Below are 16,982 nucleotides of genomic sequence, written 5' to 3' on the forward strand. Positions count from 1 at the left end.
GCTGTGAGACGGTCGTCACTATATGAATGGCGTTCATTTAGTATGGGGGTGCCCGGCGTGTGATGCAAGACGCAATATGAATCACATTCGTTTGTGACTCGTTTGCGGAATTAGTAAGCTCGCTGATGAATTGTCGGAAGTGCTGCCGCCGCGGGGTCCGCGGCTGGTAGCGTCTGGCATATTGGACCACTTTGAGGAGGATGCATGAAAGCTTCACCCACACTGACCAACAACCTGCAGGCTGTCCTTGCAGACCTGATTGAGCTCCATGTCCAGGGAAAGCAGGCGCACTGGAACATCGTGGGCACCAACTTCCGCGACCTTCACCTCCAGCTGGACGAGATCGTGGACGCCGCCCGCCAGTTTGCCGACGACACCGCCGAGCGGATGCGGGCCCTGCATGCGCTTCCGGACGGACGCAGCTCCACCGTTGCCGAAACCACCAGCCTGGCCCAGTTCCCTGAAGGGCTGATCAGCACCGAGGATGCCATCGAGCGGATCGTCGCCGCCATGGAGGCGGCCGTCGGCACCATGCGCAAGGTCCATGACGAAGTGGACGAGGAGGACCCCACCTCGGCGGACCTCCTGCATGAGTTCATCGCCCGGCTGGAGCAGTTCGCCTGGATGGTGCAGGCCGAAAACATGAAGCCAACCGCCAAGGTCACGGCTGCCGACTCGAAGTAGCGGGCACTTCACGGGGCGCCCGGTGCCGAGGGGATTCCTCCTCGGCCCCGGGCACTTTCTGTTGCCCGGACCGTTCCAGGCGGCCCGGCGGCACTAGACCGCCTTTGGCGCTTTGCGAAGCACGACGGCGGCGAGGACTGCCGCCGCCGCCATCAGTACCAGCCCAATCGCCGCAGTCACGTGCACCCCGGAATCGAACGCCGCGGCGGCAGCGTCCAGGACCGCTCCAGCGAGCGATGCGGGCAGGAGGTTGGCCGCCTCCACCGCGCCCGCCAGTGTTTCTCCGGCGTTGTGCAGGACAGGCCCGGGCAGTGTGCCCTCCAGGCCTGCCGGCAGCCGAAGGTTTTGCTGGTAGGAGGCTGTCAGGATGGATCCCAGGACAGCTGTCCCCAGCAGTGAGCCCACCTCGTAGCCCGTTTCGGAAATCGCCGCGGCGGCCCCTGACTTTGCCGGCGGGGCGGCACCCAGGATGAGGTCGTTGGAGATGGTCTCCGCCGTGCCCACGCCCAGCGCCAGGACCAGGAGGGCTGCCAGCAGCAGCGACGGGCCGCCGTCGTGGTTTCCGAACGTCACCATGCTGTAGCCTGCAGCGCTGAACGCCAGCCCCGCAGCCACCACGTACCCGGGCCGGACCTTGCGGACCAGCGGCACCACCACCAGGCCTGCCACCACCGTGGCCGCCAGCGCGGGGACCATGGCAACTCCTGCCGCGGAGGGGCTCATTCCTTCGAGGAGCTGCAGGTGCTGGGCAAGGAACAGGATGAACCCGTTGAAGGAAAACAGGGCCAGGATGTTGGCGGCAATGGCCATGCTGAATACCCTGTTGCGGAACAGGGACATGTCCAGCAGCGGGTGCTCCAGGCGCCGCTGCCGCTGCACGAACACCGCCCCCATCGCCAGGCCAAAGGCAATCGCCCCCAGACCTGCTGCGCCCGGCCCTTCCGTGGCAACTGCCTTGATGCCGTACACCACGGGCACCATGACCAGCATGGACAGCAGGATGCTCGGGATGTCCACCTTCCCCGGCGCGGGATCCTTCGACTCCGGGACCAGTGCCGGCGCCAGCACCAGCAGGGGAATCATGAGGGGGACCGCTACAAGGAAGACCGCACCCCACCAAAAGTGCTCCACCAGCCAGCCGCCGAAAATGGGTCCCAGGGCCGCGCCGCCGGAGAATCCCGCAGCCCAGATGGCGACGGCAAGCCGCCGGCGGTTGGGCTCGGGAAAGATGTTGCGGATCAGCGACAGCGTGGACGGCATCAGCATGGCCCCGAAGAAGCCCAGGGTTGCACGGCCGGCGATCAGCCACTCCGGTGTGGGGGCAAAGGCCGTGGCGGCAGAGATCGCGGCGAAGCCGAGGCTGCCCATGACCAGGAGCCTCCGGCGCCCGATCCGGTCGCCGAGGCTCCCCATGGATACCAGCAGGCCGGCCAGTACCAGGGGATAGGCGTCCACGATCCAGAGCAGCTGCACCCCGGTGGGTTCCAGGGCGCGCGCAATGGCCGGCAGTGCGAAGGTCAGCGCGGTGTTGTCCACGGCGACCAGGAGCACGGGAAACATCAGCAGGGCCAGCGCCAGCCAGTCACGCCACGGCTGCCGCGGGGCGTTCTTGTCCGCGCCTGTGGGCGCAGGGCTGGTGAAAGTCGTCATGAAATAACTATACCGTCCGGACGGTATAGTTTGAAATGGCTGCCGGTTCCGTCTTCCCGCCCGGGGAAGGGCATGATGGGAAGCATGCCCCGAAAGCCTGTAGCCCGCGACGCGGTCCTTGATGCCTTCGAGTCCCTGTTGATCGAGGTGGGGGAGCGCGCTGCCACCCTTGACGCCGTAGCCCGGAAGGCCGGCGTGTCGAAGGGCGGCCTGCTCTACCACTTTCCCAACAAGGAAGCGCTCATTGCCGTGCTGCTGGACCGACTGGAGGGCCTTGCCCGGGAAGACGCCGATGCCATGGCCTCGGCCGATGAAGGCGCGGCGGCGTACTTCATCCGTTCCTCGGTATGGGCGGACACGCCGCTGGACAGGGCCATCGTCGCCGCCACCAGGCTTGCCGAGGTGGCGCATCAGGAGACACGGCGCCGGTTCGCGGCCATCCAGCAGCGCTGGTTGGACGAGATTGCGGCGGATGTCGGTCCGGGCTTGGCGAAGGCAGTTCTCTATATGGGTGATGGCCTCTACTTCAACGCAATGCTGTCGGTGGCCCCCGCGCCGGCGGGGGGAGCCGCCGCTGACGTGGAGGAACTCCTCGCCGCCCTGGAGCGGCTCCGCAGGTAGGATTTGCCATTTGCCGGGAGGGGTGGGTGCGTAGGACAATGGAGAGTTGTGAGGGCCGCCACCGGCCGTCACGGCCAACAAGTGAATAGCCTTTGATCTGCGGCGGGAGAGTTCTGCCGGAAGTACAGGCAGGCGCCGTAGGAGCAAATCCTCCCCAGGAATCTCGCAGGCCCCTGTACCGCCGCGGCGAGGCGCCTCTGGAAAGCAGCAGGCAGTTGTCCTTCTTCCCTTGGGGAGCGAAAGAACTGCCGTGCTCACCGACGGTGCAAGCGGGTCCTGCCGGGCAGGCTCCGCGGAAACTCTCAGGTCCAATACAGAGCGGGGAGGAACCCGAATAGCTGTGGCGTACCCTGCGCCGCCTGAGTAAATGGAGTTCCTTCGTGTCGGTTACCCCAGCCTCCACCACCTTCGTAGACCGCCATATCGGCGCCCGCCGCCAGGCCGACGTCGACACCATGCTCAAAGCCGTGGGCTACGACACGGTCGATTCCCTGGTTGACACGGCCGTTCCCAAGGTCATCCGCCAGGAAACCGCCCTCCGCCTCCAGGACGCCCTCAGCGAGGTCGAGGTCCTCACGGAGCTTCGGAAGCTTGCCGGGAAGAACAAGACGGCCGTGCAGCTGATCGGCCAGGGGTACTTCGATACCGTCACTCCGCCGGTGATCCGCCGCAACATCCTTGAGTCCCCGGCCTGGTACACCGCTTACACCCCTTACCAGCCGGAGATCTCCCAGGGCCGGCTCGAGGCCCTGCTGAACTTCCAGACCATGGTGCAGGACCTGGTGGGCCTGCCCATCGCCAACGCCTCGCTGCTGGATGAAGCCACCGCCGTGGCCGAGGCCGTGCTCCTGATGCGCCGCGCGAACAAGGCCAAGCCCGCCGCCGACGGCAAGACCGTGCTGGACGCCGACGTCCTGCCCCAGACCATTGCCATCGTGAAGGGCCGCGCCGAGGCGCTGGGCTTCGAGGTGGAGGTCGCCGACCTGTCCCAGGGCCTGCCCGAAGGCGACATCAACGGCATCGTGCTGCAGCAGCCCGGCGTTTCCGGACGCGTCTGGGACCAGTCCGCAGTCATCAGTGCCGCCAAGGAGCGCGGCGCCCTGGTCACGGTGGCAGCGGACCTGCTGGCACTGACCCTGATCACTCCTCCGGGCGAGCAGGGCGCCGACATCGCCGTGGGTTCCGCCCAGCGTTTTGGTGTGCCGCTGTTCTTCGGCGGCCCGCACGCCGCCTACATGGCCGTCCGCAAGGGCCTGGAGCGTTCGCTGCCCGGCCGCCTGGTGGGTGTCTCCAAGGACGACGCCGGTGTTCCCGCCTATCGCCTGGCGCTGCAGACCCGTGAGCAGCACATCCGCCGCGAGAAGGCCACGTCCAACATCTGCACAGCCCAGGCGCTGCTGGCCATCGTCGCGTCCATGTACGCCGTCTACCACGGCCCGGACGGCCTCAAGGCAATTGCCGTAACGGCGCACAGCCACGCCCGTACCCTGGCGGCCTCGCTTACGGCTGCCGGTGTTGAGGTCCTGCACGCGAGCTTCTTCGACACCCTGACGGTCCGCGTCCCCGGCCGCGCTGCCGCCGTCATCGCCGACGCCGAGGCCCGGGGCATTAACCTGCGCAGCATCGACGCCGACACCGTGGGCATCGCCCTTGATGAAACCACGACGCCGGCCATCGTCGCCCAGGTGGGCGACATCTTTGGCGCCACCGTTTCCGGGAGTTCCGTTGGCGGCGGCGAGGGCTTCGGGCTGGAGGCCGCCGTCGAGCGTTCCTCCGACTACCTGCAGCACCCGGTGTTCAACACCCACCGGTCTGAGACGCAGCTGCTGCGCTACATCCGTAAGCTCTCGGACCGTGACCTGGCCCTGGACCGCACCATGATTCCGCTGGGCTCATGCACCATGAAGCTGAACGCCACGGCCGAGATGGAAGCCATTTCCTGGCCGGAGTTCGCCTCCATCCACCCGTTCGCGCCGGACTCCCAGACGGCCGGCTGGCGTGAACTGATCGCCGACCTTGAAGCGGACCTGACCGCCATCACGGGCTACGACCAGGTGTCCATCCAGCCCAATGCCGGCTCGCAGGGTGAACTCGCCGGTCTGCTGGCGATCCGCGGCTACCACCACTCCCGCGGCGACCAGCAGCGCAACATCTGCCTGATCCCGGCCTCGGCGCACGGCACCAACGCCGCCTCCGCCGTGCTGGCCGGCATGAAGGTCGTCGTCGTGGCCACCGCCGCTGACGGCACCATCGACCACGGCGACCTGACGGCCAAGATCGAAGCGAACAAGGACGCCCTGTCCTGCATCATGATCACCTACCCGTCCACCCACGGCGTCTATGACGGCGACGTCCGTGAGGTCTGCGACGCCGTGCACGCCGCCGGCGGCCAGGTCTACATCGACGGCGCCAACCTGAACGCGCTCGTTGGGCTCGCCCAGCCGGGCAAGTTCGGCGGCGATGTGTCCCACTTGAACCTGCACAAGACCTTCTGCATCCCGCACGGCGGCGGCGGACCCGGCGTCGGCCCCGTCGCAGCCAAGGCACACCTTGCACCGTTCATGCCCGGTGACGCGACCACCTGGAACGCAGGTTCCGGCGCCACCGACGTGCCGATTTCCGCCTCCCGATTCGGTTCGGCCGGCGTGCTGCCCATTTCCTGGGCCTACGTGAAACTGATGGGCGGGGAGGGGCTGACCGAGGCCACCAAGTCCGCGCTGCTGGCTGCCAACTACGTCGCCTCCCGGCTCAACGAGTACTTCCCGGTCCTCTACACCGGCGAAGGCGGCCTCGTTGCCCACGAGTGCATCCTCGACCTGCGCGAACTCACGGCCAGGACCGGCGTCACGGCGGAGGATGTTGCCAAGCGGCTGATCGACTTCGGCTTCCACGCCCCCACCCTGTCCTTCCCCGTGGCGGGCACGCTGATGGTTGAGCCCACCGAGTCCGAGGACCTGGCGGAGATCGACCGCTTCATCGAGGCCATGATCAGCATCCGCAAGGAAATCGACCAGGTGGCCAACGGCGACTTTGCCGTTGCGGATTCACCCCTGCGCCGCGCACCCCACACGGCAGCCGCCGTCGTCAGCTCCGACTGGGACCGCGCCTACCCGCGCGAGCAGGCCGCCTTCCCAGCCCACAACAAGCAGGACAAGTACTTCCCGCCGGTGGGCCGCATCGACGGCGCAGCCGGGGACCGGAACCTGATCTGCTCCTGCCCGCCGCTCTCCGAGTTCGAGAACTGAGGCCCGCCGACCATGACTGGGAACTACACGTCGCTGTACGACGAACACAAGAAGCTGGACGCATCCTTCACCGACTTCGGCGGCTGGCAGATGCCGCTCAAGTACAGCTCGGAACTGGCCGAACATCACGCCGTCCGTAAAGCTGCGGGCCTGTTCGACCTCTCCCACATGGGTGAGGTCTGGGTGACCGGCCCGGACGCGGCCGCCTTCCTGGACTACGCGCTAGTGGGCAAGATTTCCGCCATGGCCGTGGGAAAAGCGAAGTACTCGCTGATCTGCAATGAGGACGGCGGGATTATCGACGACCTCATCATCTACCGCCGTCCAGCTGCACAGGACGGTACCGACGTCTTCCTGGTGGTGCCCAATGCCGGCAATGCCGTCGTGGTGGCTGCAGCCCTTGCCGAGCGGGCAGCCGACTTCGACGTTGTGGTGGACGATGCGTCGGCCCGCACATCCCTGATCGCGGTGCAGGGGCCCAAGGCCCAGGAACTGCTGCTGCGCCTGGTCCCGGCCACGCAGCACTCGCTGGTGACGGAGTTGAAGTACTACGCCGCCGTCGAGGTTTCCTTCCTGGTGAGCGGCGCAGGAAAGGAACTCCTCCTTGCGCGCACCGGATACACCGGTGAGGACGGGTTCGAGATCTTCCTGGACAACGACGATGCCCCCGCCCTGTGGCAGGCGTTGATCGCCATCGCCGACGAAGGGGAACTCATCCCCGCCGGGCTCGCCTCCCGCGACTCCCTCCGCCTCGAAGCCGGCATGCCGCTGTACGGCAACGAACTGTCGCTGCAGGGCGATCCATTCGCCGCCGGACTGGGCGCCGTCGTCGCCCTCTCCAAGGAAGGCGACTTCGTGGGGAAGGCTGCGCTGGCAGCCAAAAAGGAAGCCGGCGCCGGCAGCGCCTCCGGCCGCCGCCTCGTAGGCCTCAAGGGCCAGGGCCGCCGCGCCGGCCGCGCGCACTACCCTGTCCTCAAGGATGGCGCAGTCGTCGGCGAAGTTACCTCTGGCCAGCCCTCGCCCACCCTCGGGTACCCCATCGCCATGGCCTATGTCGACGTCGAACACTCGGCACCCGGCACTGCCCTGGACGTTGATCTCCGCGGCAAGGCAGAGCCTTTCGAAGTCGTCGACCTCCCGTTCTACCGCCGCGTCAAGTAAGGTGCCTCTCCGTGGTCGCCTTGGCCCGTCGGTGGCCGTGGTCGACTTCGGGACCGGCGGACCGGACATTTTCACGCCTGCTGCTCCTTCGTCGCTTTGACGCAGGCTTTCGAAAAGTCCGGCTCCGCAGCCCCCTCGTGCGTACGTTGCGACCGGGGGAGTTGCAAAAGGCGGACAAAGGGACGTCGCACAGCTTCCGGGCGGGCGCGGACTACGTGCGGGTTATTCGTTCCGGGCGAGAGAGTGTGGGAGGGACCGGACTACGTGTGTGTTTCTCTTTCCCCGGCACTCGCGAGCGTTGTCGGCCCGATCGTTGCCTACTGGAGCCGGGCGCTTTGGTGCCGTGTCCGCTCGGAGTGGGTGGGGCATCCGGCAGCGTGCGTCTAAGGGAGCGTCACGTCCGCTCAGCGGGCGTCTTCGCGACCGAGCACGCAGAGGATGTCCTGCCCGCTCCAGCCCGGCAACCATCACCGGATCATAGTTTTAGTTAGGAACCACGCACATGGCTGTTGGCGTTTTTGATTTGTTTTCGATCGGGATTGGTCCGTCGTCGTCTCATACGGTGGGGCCGATGCGGGCTGCTGCTGTGTTCGCGGAGGAACTCAAAAGCCTTGGGGTCCTGGCTGACGTGGCGTCTTTGCGGGTGGATTTGTATGGTTCGCTGGCGGCGACGGGGCATGGGCACGGGACGATGACCGCGGTGTTGTTGGGGTTGGAGGGGTTCCATCCTGAGTTGATCCTGCCCGTGGAAGTGGAGGAGCGGCTGGCCTCGATCGCGGAGACCCGGACCCTGAACCTGGCCGGTGCCGTGCCGCTGCCGTACGGGGTGGAGGATATGGTGCTGCGGCCGTTGACGGTGCTGCCGCGGCACACGAACGGGATGACCTTCACGGTGACGGATGCTGGCGGGGAGGTGCTGCACGCGGCGACGTTCTTCTCGGTCGGTGGCGGGTTCATCGTCCGCGAGGGCGAGGAGGACGCCGCGCAGCAGGAACTGGACGCGTCCAAACAGGAGTTGCCGTTGCCGTTCCGGACCGCCGCGGAACTGCTGGAACACTGCCGGAACACCGGGCTGGGCATCGCGGACGTGATGCTGGTCAACGAAAAGGCCGCCCGGTCCGAGGAAGAGATCCGGGCTGGTTTGCTGCACATCTGGTCCGTCATGGCCGACTGTGTCCAGACCTCGCTGAAGCGGGAGGGGGTGCTGCCGGGCGGGTTGAAGGTCCGCCGCCGCGCCCCGGACTGGTACGACCGGCTGAAGAAGGAATGCGCACGCCCCGGCGAGGACAACCAGGACCTGGATTTCCAGGACTGGGACTTCCACGACTCACGGTATTGGCAGGAGTGGGTTAACTTGGTGGCGTTGGCGGTGAACGAGGAGAACGCCTCGGGCGGCCGGGTGGTTACCGCGCCCACGAACGGGGCGGCCGGGATCATCCCCGCGGTGCTGTACTACGCGCTCCACTTCGCCCCCGGCATGGATAAGGCCACGAAGGAAGACCGGGAGGGCGTGGTGGTGCGGTTCCTGCTCGCCGCCGGCGCCGTCGGGGTCCTCTACAAGGAACAGGCCTCGATCTCCGGGGCCGAGGTCGGCTGCCAGGGCGAGGTCGGGTCCGCGTCCTCGATGGCCGCGGCCGGTTTGGCCGAGGTCATGGGCGGCACCCCCGCGCAGGTGGAAAACGCGGCCGAGATCGCGATGGAACACAACCTGGGCCTGACCTGTGACCCGATCGGCGGGCTGGTCCAGGTCCCCTGCATCGAACGGAACGCGATCGCCGCCGCCAAAGCGATCAACGCCGCGAAAATGGCCCTCTGGGGCGACGGCACCCACCGGGTCTCCCTCGACGAAGTCATCATCACCATGCGCGAAACCGGCAAAGACATGTCCTCCAAATACAAGGAAACCGCCATGGGCGGCCTCGCCGTCAACGTCGTCGAATGCTGACAGCGACCTCCTAGTTGTGCGCTGCCGCCCACCAGTTCAGGCTTGCGGCGAACACCAGCCATGAGATGTAGGGGAGCAGGAGCAGCCCGGCAGTCCGGCTGATCGGACCGAAGTACAAAACCGTCACAGCGACGGCGGCGATCAGGGCAAGGATGACCACCAGCCCCAGCCACAGGGCTGCCGTGCCGAGGGTGGGGTACAGGGCAAAAAATGCTGGGGTCCAGGCGAGGTTGAGGACCAGTTGGAGGGCGTACACGAACATGGCCGGGCGGGTCCGGTTGGTCCGTTTCCGCCATACCAGCCATGCCGCGACCGCCATCGCCGTGTACAGGAAAGTCCAGACCGGACCGAACACGCCGTTCGGCGGGGACCAGGGAGCCTTGTCCGCCGTGGCATACCAGCCGGTGACATTGGCCGCCGACGCAAGCCCGCCCAGCGCCGCCACGACCAGGGACGCCACCAGGAACCCTGCAAGCGCGGCAACCTGCACCCCGGCGCTGTACGGCTGCCTGCCGGTACCCGCAGGCGCGGCTGTCTCTTCCCCATCCGGCCTCATACCCCAACCCTTGTTGAACGCCCCAAGCCCCGTCAAGCCAGCGGAGGCAAGCGGCAGGGCGCAGTGCCGGGCGGGCCGGGGAAAGGCCGGGAGCGCATCAGGCTTTAGACTTGAGGCTGCATGTCCGCACGCATCCAGAAGTACCGAAACCGCGCACAAACCCGATTGGACACGGCCCCCTTGCGAGAATTCACCGCACGTTTTGCCACAGCCGAGGAAATTGAGAACTGGGACAAGCACGTCACGGCCAACCCGAACGGCGGCAACATGCTGCAGTCGGCCGCCTACGCATCAGTCAAGAATGGCAGTGGCTGGAAAGTCCGCTTCCTGGTGATGGAAGGCGGCGGAAATCCCAGCTACAACCTGGTGCTGGAAAAGCGCTTCCCGGTCCTGGGACGGCTTTGGTACCTCATCAAGGGTCCCGACCTGGCGGACGCGGCTGACCTGCGGCCCGCCCTCGAAGCGTGCGCGGCCTTCGTCCGCAGCAGCAAACTGAACGTCTTCGCCATCAAGGTGGAGCCGGACATCATCGACTCCACGGACGCGCAGCAGGAACTGCAGGCAGCCAACCTGGTCAAGGCCCCCAACATCCAGTCCAACGACTCCACCGCCCTGCTGGACATCTCCGGCACGGAGGAGGAAGTGTTCAAAGCCATCTCCTCCCGTGCCAGGAATGCAGTGCGGCGTGCCGAGCGGGAGGGCTGCCAGGTGGTCCGGCAGGAGCAGGGACCCGAAACCTACCGGGCGCTGTACGACCTGATGGCCAACACCGTCAACGCCAAGGGCTCCATGCCCCTCCGCAGCTACGACTACTACGCACGGTTCTGGGACGAGTTCTGCAACCGCGGCCAGGGCAACTTCTTCTTCACCTATGAGGACGGGAAGCCCAGCGTCGGCGCGTTCGTCATCAACTACGGTGCCAAGGCCACCTACAAGGACGGTGGTTCCATCCAGAACCGCAAGCAGTACGGGGACTCGCACCTGGTCCAGTGGACTGCGATCAAGCGGATGCAGGAGCTCGGCTGCACCGAATACGACTTCTGCGGGACGCCGCCGGCTGCACGGATCAAGGACAAGACCCACAACCTCTACGGTATGGGGATGTTCAAGACCAGCTTCACCAAGACGGTCACCGACTTTGTGGGCTGCCATGACTACGTGCTGTCCCCGCTCCGGCACCGGTTCTGGGTCAGTGGCGGCGAAAAGGTGTTCCGCAGGATCGAAACCGCGCGCACCGGGCAGCAGTTCTACTGAGCTGCATCCACCAGGGCTGCGGCCAGCGCGCCCCTGCCGGCCGCAGGGCCGACCTGCCGCGACTAAAATCCGCCTGAAGATTCCTCCGCCTAAAAACCCTCCATACAGTGCGTGCCGATTGAGGCCGCGAAGAGTCGAGAAGAAGGTCACCCCTTGAATACAGTTTCCGCCGCTACCGGGCTTGAATACGCCAACCTCAGCGACGCCGACTTCGAGGCCTTCGCCCTGAAGCATCCCCAGAACAGCTTCCTGCAGTCGATCGACTTTGCCCGCTTCCAGCGCGCCCGCGGCCAGAAGGTGGAACTCTTCGGGGTCCGGCGCGACGGCGAGCTTGTGGCCGCCGGAAAGCTGAACTACACCACCACCCGCCTGGGTTACACCGTCTGTGAATGCGCCAAGGGGCCCCTCATGGACTACACAGACCGGGCCCTGGTCGGTGCCGTCGTCGAACTTCTCCGCAAGCAGGCGGCAGGGCGCAAAGCTGCCGAACTGCGGATCTCGCCCAACATCAGGTACATCGCCCGGGACGCCGACGGCGCCGAGCACCCCGAGATCGAGGACAACCGCCCGCTGGTGGCGGACCTGGAGCGGCTCGGATTCCAGCACCAGGGCCTGGACATGAACTTCGTCAACGTCAACTGGATGTTCATCAAGAACCTCGTGGGCATCCAGGACGCCGAGGAACTGATTATGGGCACCAGCTACCGGACCCGGAAAGCCATCCGGAAAGCCGAAAAGAACGGCGTCTTCCTGGAGCAGGCCACCCTGGAAACCCTGGACGATTTCTACGGCGCCCTGAGCCGCGCCGGTGACGAAAAGGGCTTCGTCTACCGTGAACGTGCCTACTACGAGCACCTGCTCCGCACCACGTCGCCTGAATTCACCAAGCTGATGATGGCCAAGATCGACATCCCGGCCTACCGCAAATCCATCACAGAGCGCCTGGCCAAGGAATCGGCCACCGCAGCGGAGCTCCGCCGCGAGGTGGAGGAAACCGGCAGCAAGAAGAAAGCCAACCGGCTCAAGGTGGTCCAGGACCTGGTGGACAGCTACGAGCGGAGCCTGAAGGACATCGAACGGTTCCCCGACTCCGTGGGGACCGCCACCGTGGCCGCCATCCACTTTGTCTGCTACGGCGACGAGGTAGTGTGCGTCATCGGCGGCACCGTGCAGGACTACATCTACTTCAACGGTGCAACCTCCCTTTACTGGGGCATGATGCTGCACGCGCTGGAGAAGGGATACCCGCGCTACAACTTCTACGGCACCTTCGGCATTTCCGGGCAGGACGAGGAAGGCCACGGCGGGTACGAATTCAAGAAGGGATTCGGTGGGGAAGTGGTCCAGTTGGTGGGTGACTTCGTCCTGCCGGTGCGTCCTGCCGTCTTCCACGCCAATCGGCTGGCCCGGTCCGCGGTTGCAGCTGCCCGCACCGTGCTGGGCAAGCTGCCGCTGAAGCGCGCAGCCTGACCATCAACCAACCGCGCACTATCAAACAGCGCATCATCAAGCGACCGCGCATTACTAACCAATGCGCACAGGGAGGAAGCGGGCATGAACGACCGGCCCGAACAGCCAGGGTACCGGCCTAGTACTGACGGCCTGCCCAAAACCCAACCGCTGACCCCTGCGCAGCTCCGCCAGGATGCCGCCGCCAGGCGAATGATCCGACGCTTGGTGCAGGGCGAGAATCCGCCTACGGCCCCCTTGAGCATCGTTGACCGCCTGGCCGGCAGCCCGTATGCCAACCCCACCATCCAGGTGGGCGGCGTAGACCAGTCCGCGCGCAAAACCCTCGACTTTGCGCTGCACCTGGCAGAGACCATGTTCCGCTACGGTGCCGGGGCGCTGGAGGTGGAAACCAGCATCATCGCTGTTACGGCCGCCCTGGGGCTGAAGAACATCGAGGTGGACATCACCAACCAGTCCGTCGGCATCAACTACGCGCCCAAGGACCAGACCCCCATCGCGCTGTTGCGCGTGGTGCGCTCCTGGACCAACAACTACGCCGGCCTGGCCAAGGTGCACCAGTTGGTCACGGACATCGTGGCCGGCGGTGTGGGCCGCGACGAAGCGATCCGCAGGCTCAACGAGGCCATCACCAGCCCCAAGCCGTACCCGCGCTGGATGGTCACTGCCGCGTTCGGTGTTTTCGCTGCGGTGTTCGTGGGGGTGCTGGGCGGGGGCCCGGTGTCCTCGATCATCGCGTTTGTGGCCAACATCGGCATCAGCCTGCTGGCCAGGCAGCTGGGCCGCTGGCGGGTCCCTGACTTCTTCATCACCGCCAGTTGCTCCTCCGTGGTCACCATCCTGGCCCTCCTGCTGTGGCAGTTCGGGCTAACCGCATCGCCGTCCATCGTGGTGGTGGGCGGCATCCTGCTGCTCCTGCCCACCGGGCGCCTCGTGTCCTCTGTGCAGGACGCCATCAACGGCTTCCCCGTGACGGCGGCAGGACGGTTCCTGTCCACGCTGCTGACCTTTGGCGCCATCGTGGCAGGAATTGCCGTTGCCTTCGTGGTGGGGGAGCTGACCGGGCTGCAACGCATCGACGTCACGCAGACGTTCCCGCCTGCCTACGATCTCTGGGTCCTCGTTGTCTTCGTTGCCGCGGCGGTGATGGCCATCGGCGTCACGGAACAGACCACGTGGAAGCTGCTGCTGCCCACGGCGGCCGTTGGCGTGGCCGGTTACCTGGTGCTGCTCGGCTGCGGTCTGCTGGGGATTGGCGACCGGTTCTCACCGGCCATTGCCGCCGTCGTCATTGGCCTCCTGGCCAGGGTGGTGGCCCTGCGGATGGGCGCGCCGCAGCTGGTGGTCGCCGTACCCGCAGCACTGATCCTGCTGCCGGGCCTCACGATCTTCCGCTCCATGTACGTGCTCACCGTTGAAGAAGCCGAGATCCTGGCCGGCGCCGGAGGCATGCTCAGTGCCGGTGCCATTGTGCTGGGCACAGCCGGCGGCATCGTCCTGGGCGACGTCCTGGCACGCCCGCTCACCCGGAGCCTGGCCAGCAACGAGCGGCGCCGGGCACGCCGCCGCTAGCCGCGGTGGTGCCGCCACTAACCCACGCGGCACCGCGGCTGGATCCGGCCTACAGAATCTGCCCGACCGGCAGCTTCTTCTCGGCCTGGAACACATCCTCCACCCGGCCCTGCGCCCAGTACCCCGAAAGGGACACCTGCCGGCGCTCCAGGCCCCGCTGCTTGAAGAGCACCTCGCGCAGTGCCTTCATGTACCCGCGCTCGCCGTGGGCAAAGACATCCACAGTGCCTGCCGGCCACTCGGCCCCGGCCACGGCCCTCACCAGCAGATCGCTGGACCCTGCCGGAACGCCGTTGCGCGGCAGCCAGGTGATCGCCAGGCCGGCAGGGGCGGAGATGGACTGGATGTCGGCCTCGGAACCGACCTCCAGGAAGGCCAGGCCGGTTGCCGCTGCCGGCAGTGACTCAATGCAGGCGGCGATGGCTGGCAGGGCTGCTTCGTCACCGGCAAACAGGTACCAGTCCGCGTCCGGGTTGGGGTTGTAGGCGCCGCCGGGACCGGTGAAGGTGAGCGGGTCACCGGCCTGGGCCCCGGCCGCCCAAGGACCTGCCAGTCCTTCGTCGCCGTGGACTACAAAGTCGATGGCGAGCTCCCGGGCCTCCGGGTCAACCCAGCGCAGCGTGTAGGTGCGCGTGAAGGGCCACTGTTCCCGCGGCATGGTCTCCCGGATGGCCCAGAGATCAAGGGGAGAGGGGTACTGGACGCCGGGCTGCGGAAAGACGATTTTCACGTACCGGTCCACGAACCCGTTGTTGGTGAAGTCGCTGAAGCCCTCGCCGCCGGCCACGATCCGGACCATGTGCGGCGACAGCTGCTCCTTGCGCAGCACCTTCAGGTTGACCTGTGGGCGGCTCTTCTTGGTGGCGCTGGTGGCGGCAGGGACAGTGCTCATAAGGCAAGCCTAAGCTAGGGCGACGGCGGCAGTTCCCAGGTTACGTCCAGCGCACCCTGTTCCCGGAGCAGTTGGTTGACGCGGCTGAACGGCCGGGAGCCAAAGAACCCGCGCGAGGCAGACAACGGACTGGGGTGGGCGCTGCTGACGGCGGGGGCTCCGGCCAGGAGCGGCCGAACGCCCTCGGCCTCCTTGCCCCACAGCACTGCCACCAGCGGCATCCTGGACCCGTCCGCAGCCTTGCGGTTGGCCAGCGCGGTGACTGCCGCCGTCGTGATCTCCTCCCAGCCCTTGCCGCGGTGGGAACCCGCCGCCCCAGCCCGGACCGTGAGTACCCGGTTCAGGAGCAGCACGCCCTGTTCCGTCCATGCCGACAAGTCACCGTGGACGCGCGGCGGAATGCCCAGGTCAGATTCCAGCTCGCGGTAGATGTTCACCAGGCTGCGGGGAAGGGGCCGGACGTGCGGCTCAACGGAGAATGACAGCCCGACGGCGTGTCCCGGCGTGGGGTAGGGGTCCTGCCCGACGATGAGCACCTTCACGCCCGCGAGGGGCTGGCGGAAGGCGCGCAGGACGTTCGACGGCGGTGGGAGGATTTGGTGCCCGGAAGCCTCTTCGCCTGCCAAAAATGCGAGCACCTTCCGGAGTTGGCCTTCCACGCTGTGGAGGGCCGCGGCCCAGTCCGGAGCCATGAGCTCTGCCAGCGGGAATTGGGCCAGGTCCGCAAAGCTGATGGCCTCCGCCGGGTCCTGCTGCAGCTCGAACAGCGCATCCGATTCAAACATCGTTCCATTGTTGCAGGCACCGCAAATGACACTCGTGTTATTCGGCCGGTAGCATAGGGGTAAGACATTGACCCTAACCAGCGAAGGAGTGCGCCGTGGCGGAACCGGCCCGGGAACACCTGCCGGAGCAGGATCCAGGGAAGTCCCTCCTGGCGGATTTCACCCTCCGCGAGTCCTCGCTTACCGAGCGCGAACAGCAGATGCTGGCCCTGGAACGGCAGTGGTGGAAGTATGCGGGGGCCAAGGAACAGGCCATCCGCGAACTCTTCGATCTCTCCGCGACGCATTACTACCAACTCCTCAACGCACTGATCGACCGCGAGGATGCCCTGGCCCACGATCCCATGCTGGTGAAGAGATTGCGTAGACTACGTACGTCGCGCCACCGTGCACGCACTGCCCGGCGCCTGGGATCCGACGCTTAGACGCCCCAGGCCGGGACAACAGCCGCAATCAACAAGGATGTCCTTCCACCATGACCAGATACGCCCGCGATGAATTCGACAAGGTCCCGGAGACCGCGTCGCGACAAGGTGTCCACCGGACGGCCTCGGCCCCGTCCCGCGTACGGCTGTGGCCCATCTTGGCGGTGGGCGTGGCCGCCCTGGCCATTGGACTGGTCTCCTTCCTGATCCTTCCCAAGCTCGGCTTCAACACCACCGCCAGCCAGGCGTCGGCAACCGTTGAATCAGCCCCGCTGGCCGGAACCGGATCCACCCCTTCGCCCACCCAGGCATCGTCTGCGCCGGCGTCAGTCCCGGCGCCGTCCGCCTCGGCCGTACCAACCCAGGGCAGCGAGCCTGAGCCCACTGCTTCCGCCACCCAGCAGGCCGTCGTCGACAAGACCCAGGCAGTGGCGGTTTACAACGCTGCCGGCACCGCAGGACTGGCCAGCCGTGTGGGCGGAACGGTCCAGGCTGACGGTTGGCGGCTCGGCCAGGTAGGCAACTGGTCCGGCGCCCCGCAGAAGTCCTCCGTGATCTTCTATGCCGGCCCGCAGCAGCTGGCCAGCGCGCAGGAGCTTGCCGGACTGTTGAACATCCCCACTGTGGTGAACAGCACCGAATTCCAGGTACCGCTCGTGGTGGTGCTCGGCCCGGGTTACCGGTAGCCGCAAGCCCTCCATCTACTCCGGCCCGCCCCCGAG

The 16,982-nt window shown here is 66.4% G+C and carries 14 protein-coding genes and 1 riboswitch; of the genes, 10 read left to right on the forward strand and 4 right to left on the reverse strand.

The features are described 5' to 3' along the window. Positions 1-204 precede the first annotated feature (204 nt). Positions 205-684 carry a Dps family protein gene (locus LFT49_RS04485; RefSeq protein WP_142131093.1) on the forward strand — a complete coding sequence of 160 codons (480 nt, stop codon included), beginning with the start codon at positions 205-207 and terminating at the stop codon, positions 682-684. A 93-nt stretch (positions 685-777) separates the two neighbouring features. Here LFT49_RS04485 and LFT49_RS04490 read toward each other — a convergent pair whose 3' ends face one another. Further along, positions 778-2,334 (reverse strand): MFS transporter, encoded by a 1,557-nt coding sequence (locus LFT49_RS04490; RefSeq protein ID WP_236801144.1) that lies wholly within the window; start codon positions 2,332-2,334, stop codon positions 778-780. Between the two features lie 84 nt (positions 2,335-2,418). Here LFT49_RS04490 and LFT49_RS04495 point away from each other — a divergent pair, with 84 nt between their 5' ends. From LFT49_RS04495 to LFT49_RS04510, 4 genes are all read left to right on the forward strand, one after another. Next, positions 2,419-2,955, forward strand: a complete 537-nt coding sequence (locus tag LFT49_RS04495; RefSeq protein ID WP_237429866.1) for a TetR/AcrR family transcriptional regulator — start codon at positions 2,419-2,421, stop codon at positions 2,953-2,955. 93 nt (positions 2,956-3,048) lie between these two features. Beyond that, a riboswitch (glycine riboswitch) is annotated at positions 3,049-3,146 on the forward strand. Positions 3,147-3,335: 189 nt separating this feature from the next. Beyond that, positions 3,336-6,200 (forward strand): aminomethyl-transferring glycine dehydrogenase, encoded by a 2,865-nt coding sequence (gcvP, locus tag LFT49_RS04500; protein ID WP_237429867.1) that lies wholly within the window; start codon positions 3,336-3,338, stop codon positions 6,198-6,200. Positions 6,201-6,212: 12 nt separating this feature from the next. After that, positions 6,213-7,361, forward strand: a complete 1,149-nt coding sequence (gene gcvT / locus LFT49_RS04505; RefSeq protein ID WP_237429868.1) for a glycine cleavage system aminomethyltransferase GcvT — start codon at positions 6,213-6,215, stop codon at positions 7,359-7,361. A 502-nt stretch (positions 7,362-7,863) separates the two neighbouring features. Further along, entirely contained in the window at positions 7,864-9,306 is a 1,443-nt protein-coding gene (locus LFT49_RS04510) for an L-serine ammonia-lyase (RefSeq protein ID WP_237429680.1), read from the forward strand. Between the two features lie 10 nt (positions 9,307-9,316). On the opposite strand, the gene LFT49_RS04515 is transcribed toward LFT49_RS04510, so the two are convergent. After that, positions 9,317-9,862 carry a TspO/MBR family protein gene (locus LFT49_RS04515; RefSeq protein ID WP_237429869.1) on the reverse strand — a complete coding sequence of 182 codons (546 nt, stop codon included), beginning with the start codon at positions 9,860-9,862 and terminating at the stop codon, positions 9,317-9,319. A 120-nt stretch (positions 9,863-9,982) separates the two neighbouring features. Here LFT49_RS04515 and LFT49_RS04520 point away from each other — a divergent pair, with 120 nt between their 5' ends. From LFT49_RS04520 to LFT49_RS04530, 3 genes are all read left to right on the forward strand, one after another. After that, entirely contained in the window at positions 9,983-11,116 is a 1,134-nt protein-coding gene (locus LFT49_RS04520) for a lipid II:glycine glycyltransferase FemX (protein WP_237429870.1), read from the forward strand. Positions 11,117-11,269: 153 nt separating this feature from the next. Next, complete coding sequence (locus tag LFT49_RS04525) at positions 11,270-12,586, forward strand: peptidoglycan bridge formation glycyltransferase FemA/FemB family protein (protein ID WP_237429871.1); 1,317 nt, start codon at positions 11,270-11,272, stop codon at positions 12,584-12,586. Between the two features lie 84 nt (positions 12,587-12,670). After that, the gene (locus LFT49_RS04530) at positions 12,671-14,158 is read left to right on the forward strand and encodes a threonine/serine ThrE exporter family protein (protein WP_237429872.1); all 1,488 of its coding nucleotides are present in this window, start codon (positions 12,671-12,673) and stop codon (positions 14,156-14,158) included. Positions 14,159-14,207: 49 nt separating this feature from the next. Here the strand turns inward: LFT49_RS04530 and LFT49_RS04535 are convergent, their stop codons facing one another. Then, positions 14,208-15,050: a siderophore-interacting protein gene (locus LFT49_RS04535; RefSeq protein WP_236801155.1), complete on the reverse strand. Its 843-nt coding sequence runs from the start codon at positions 15,048-15,050 to the stop codon at positions 14,208-14,210. A gap of 14 nt (positions 15,051-15,064) precedes the next feature. Next, on the reverse strand, positions 15,065-15,835 hold the full coding sequence (locus LFT49_RS04540) for a uracil-DNA glycosylase (protein ID WP_236801156.1): 771 nt from the start codon (positions 15,833-15,835) through the stop codon (positions 15,065-15,067). A gap of 95 nt (positions 15,836-15,930) precedes the next feature. On the opposite strand from LFT49_RS04540, the gene LFT49_RS04545 reads away from it, so the two are divergent. Together LFT49_RS04545 and LFT49_RS04550 are read left to right on the forward strand one after the other, a co-directional pair. Continuing rightward, on the forward strand, positions 15,931-16,260 hold the full coding sequence (locus LFT49_RS04545) for a DUF3263 domain-containing protein (protein WP_237429873.1): 330 nt from the start codon (positions 15,931-15,933) through the stop codon (positions 16,258-16,260). 50 nt (positions 16,261-16,310) lie between these two features. Next, positions 16,311-16,946: a LytR C-terminal domain-containing protein gene (locus LFT49_RS04550; protein WP_237429874.1), complete on the forward strand. Its 636-nt coding sequence runs from the start codon at positions 16,311-16,313 to the stop codon at positions 16,944-16,946. Positions 16,947-16,982 lie beyond the last annotated feature (36 nt).

It is taken from the genome of Arthrobacter sp. FW306-06-A (genome assembly GCF_021870055.1).
GTDB lineage: Bacteria > Actinomycetota > Actinomycetes > Actinomycetales > Micrococcaceae > Arthrobacter.

Bases quoted from the DNA above. Each gene is read 5' to 3' on its own strand.
- LFT49_RS04540 (WP_236801156.1), bottom strand. From the start codon at position 15,835: ATGTTTGAATCGGATGCGCTGTTCGAGCTGCAGCAGGACCCGGCGGAG.
- LFT49_RS04530 (WP_237429872.1), top strand. From the start codon at position 12,671: ATGAACGACCGGCCCGAACAGCCAGGGTACCGGCCTAGTACTGACGGC.
- LFT49_RS04535 (WP_236801155.1), bottom strand. From the start codon at position 15,050: ATGAGCACTGTCCCTGCCGCCACCAGCGCCACCAAGAAGAGCCGCCCA.
- LFT49_RS04495 (WP_237429866.1), top strand. From the start codon at position 2,419: ATGCCCCGAAAGCCTGTAGCCCGCGACGCGGTCCTTGATGCCTTCGAG.
- gcvT (WP_237429868.1), top strand. From the start codon at position 6,213: ATGACTGGGAACTACACGTCGCTGTACGACGAACACAAGAAGCTGGAC.
- LFT49_RS04485 (WP_142131093.1), top strand. From the start codon at position 205: ATGAAAGCTTCACCCACACTGACCAACAACCTGCAGGCTGTCCTTGCA.
- LFT49_RS04510 (WP_237429680.1), top strand. From the start codon at position 7,864: ATGGCTGTTGGCGTTTTTGATTTGTTTTCGATCGGGATTGGTCCGTCG.
- LFT49_RS04550 (WP_237429874.1), top strand. From the start codon at position 16,311: ATGACCAGATACGCCCGCGATGAATTCGACAAGGTCCCGGAGACCGCG.
- LFT49_RS04515 (WP_237429869.1), bottom strand. From the start codon at position 9,862: ATGAGGCCGGATGGGGAAGAGACAGCCGCGCCTGCGGGTACCGGCAGG.
- LFT49_RS04490 (WP_236801144.1), bottom strand. From the start codon at position 2,334: ATGACGACTTTCACCAGCCCTGCGCCCACAGGCGCGGACAAGAACGCC.
- LFT49_RS04520 (WP_237429870.1), top strand. From the start codon at position 9,983: ATGTCCGCACGCATCCAGAAGTACCGAAACCGCGCACAAACCCGATTG.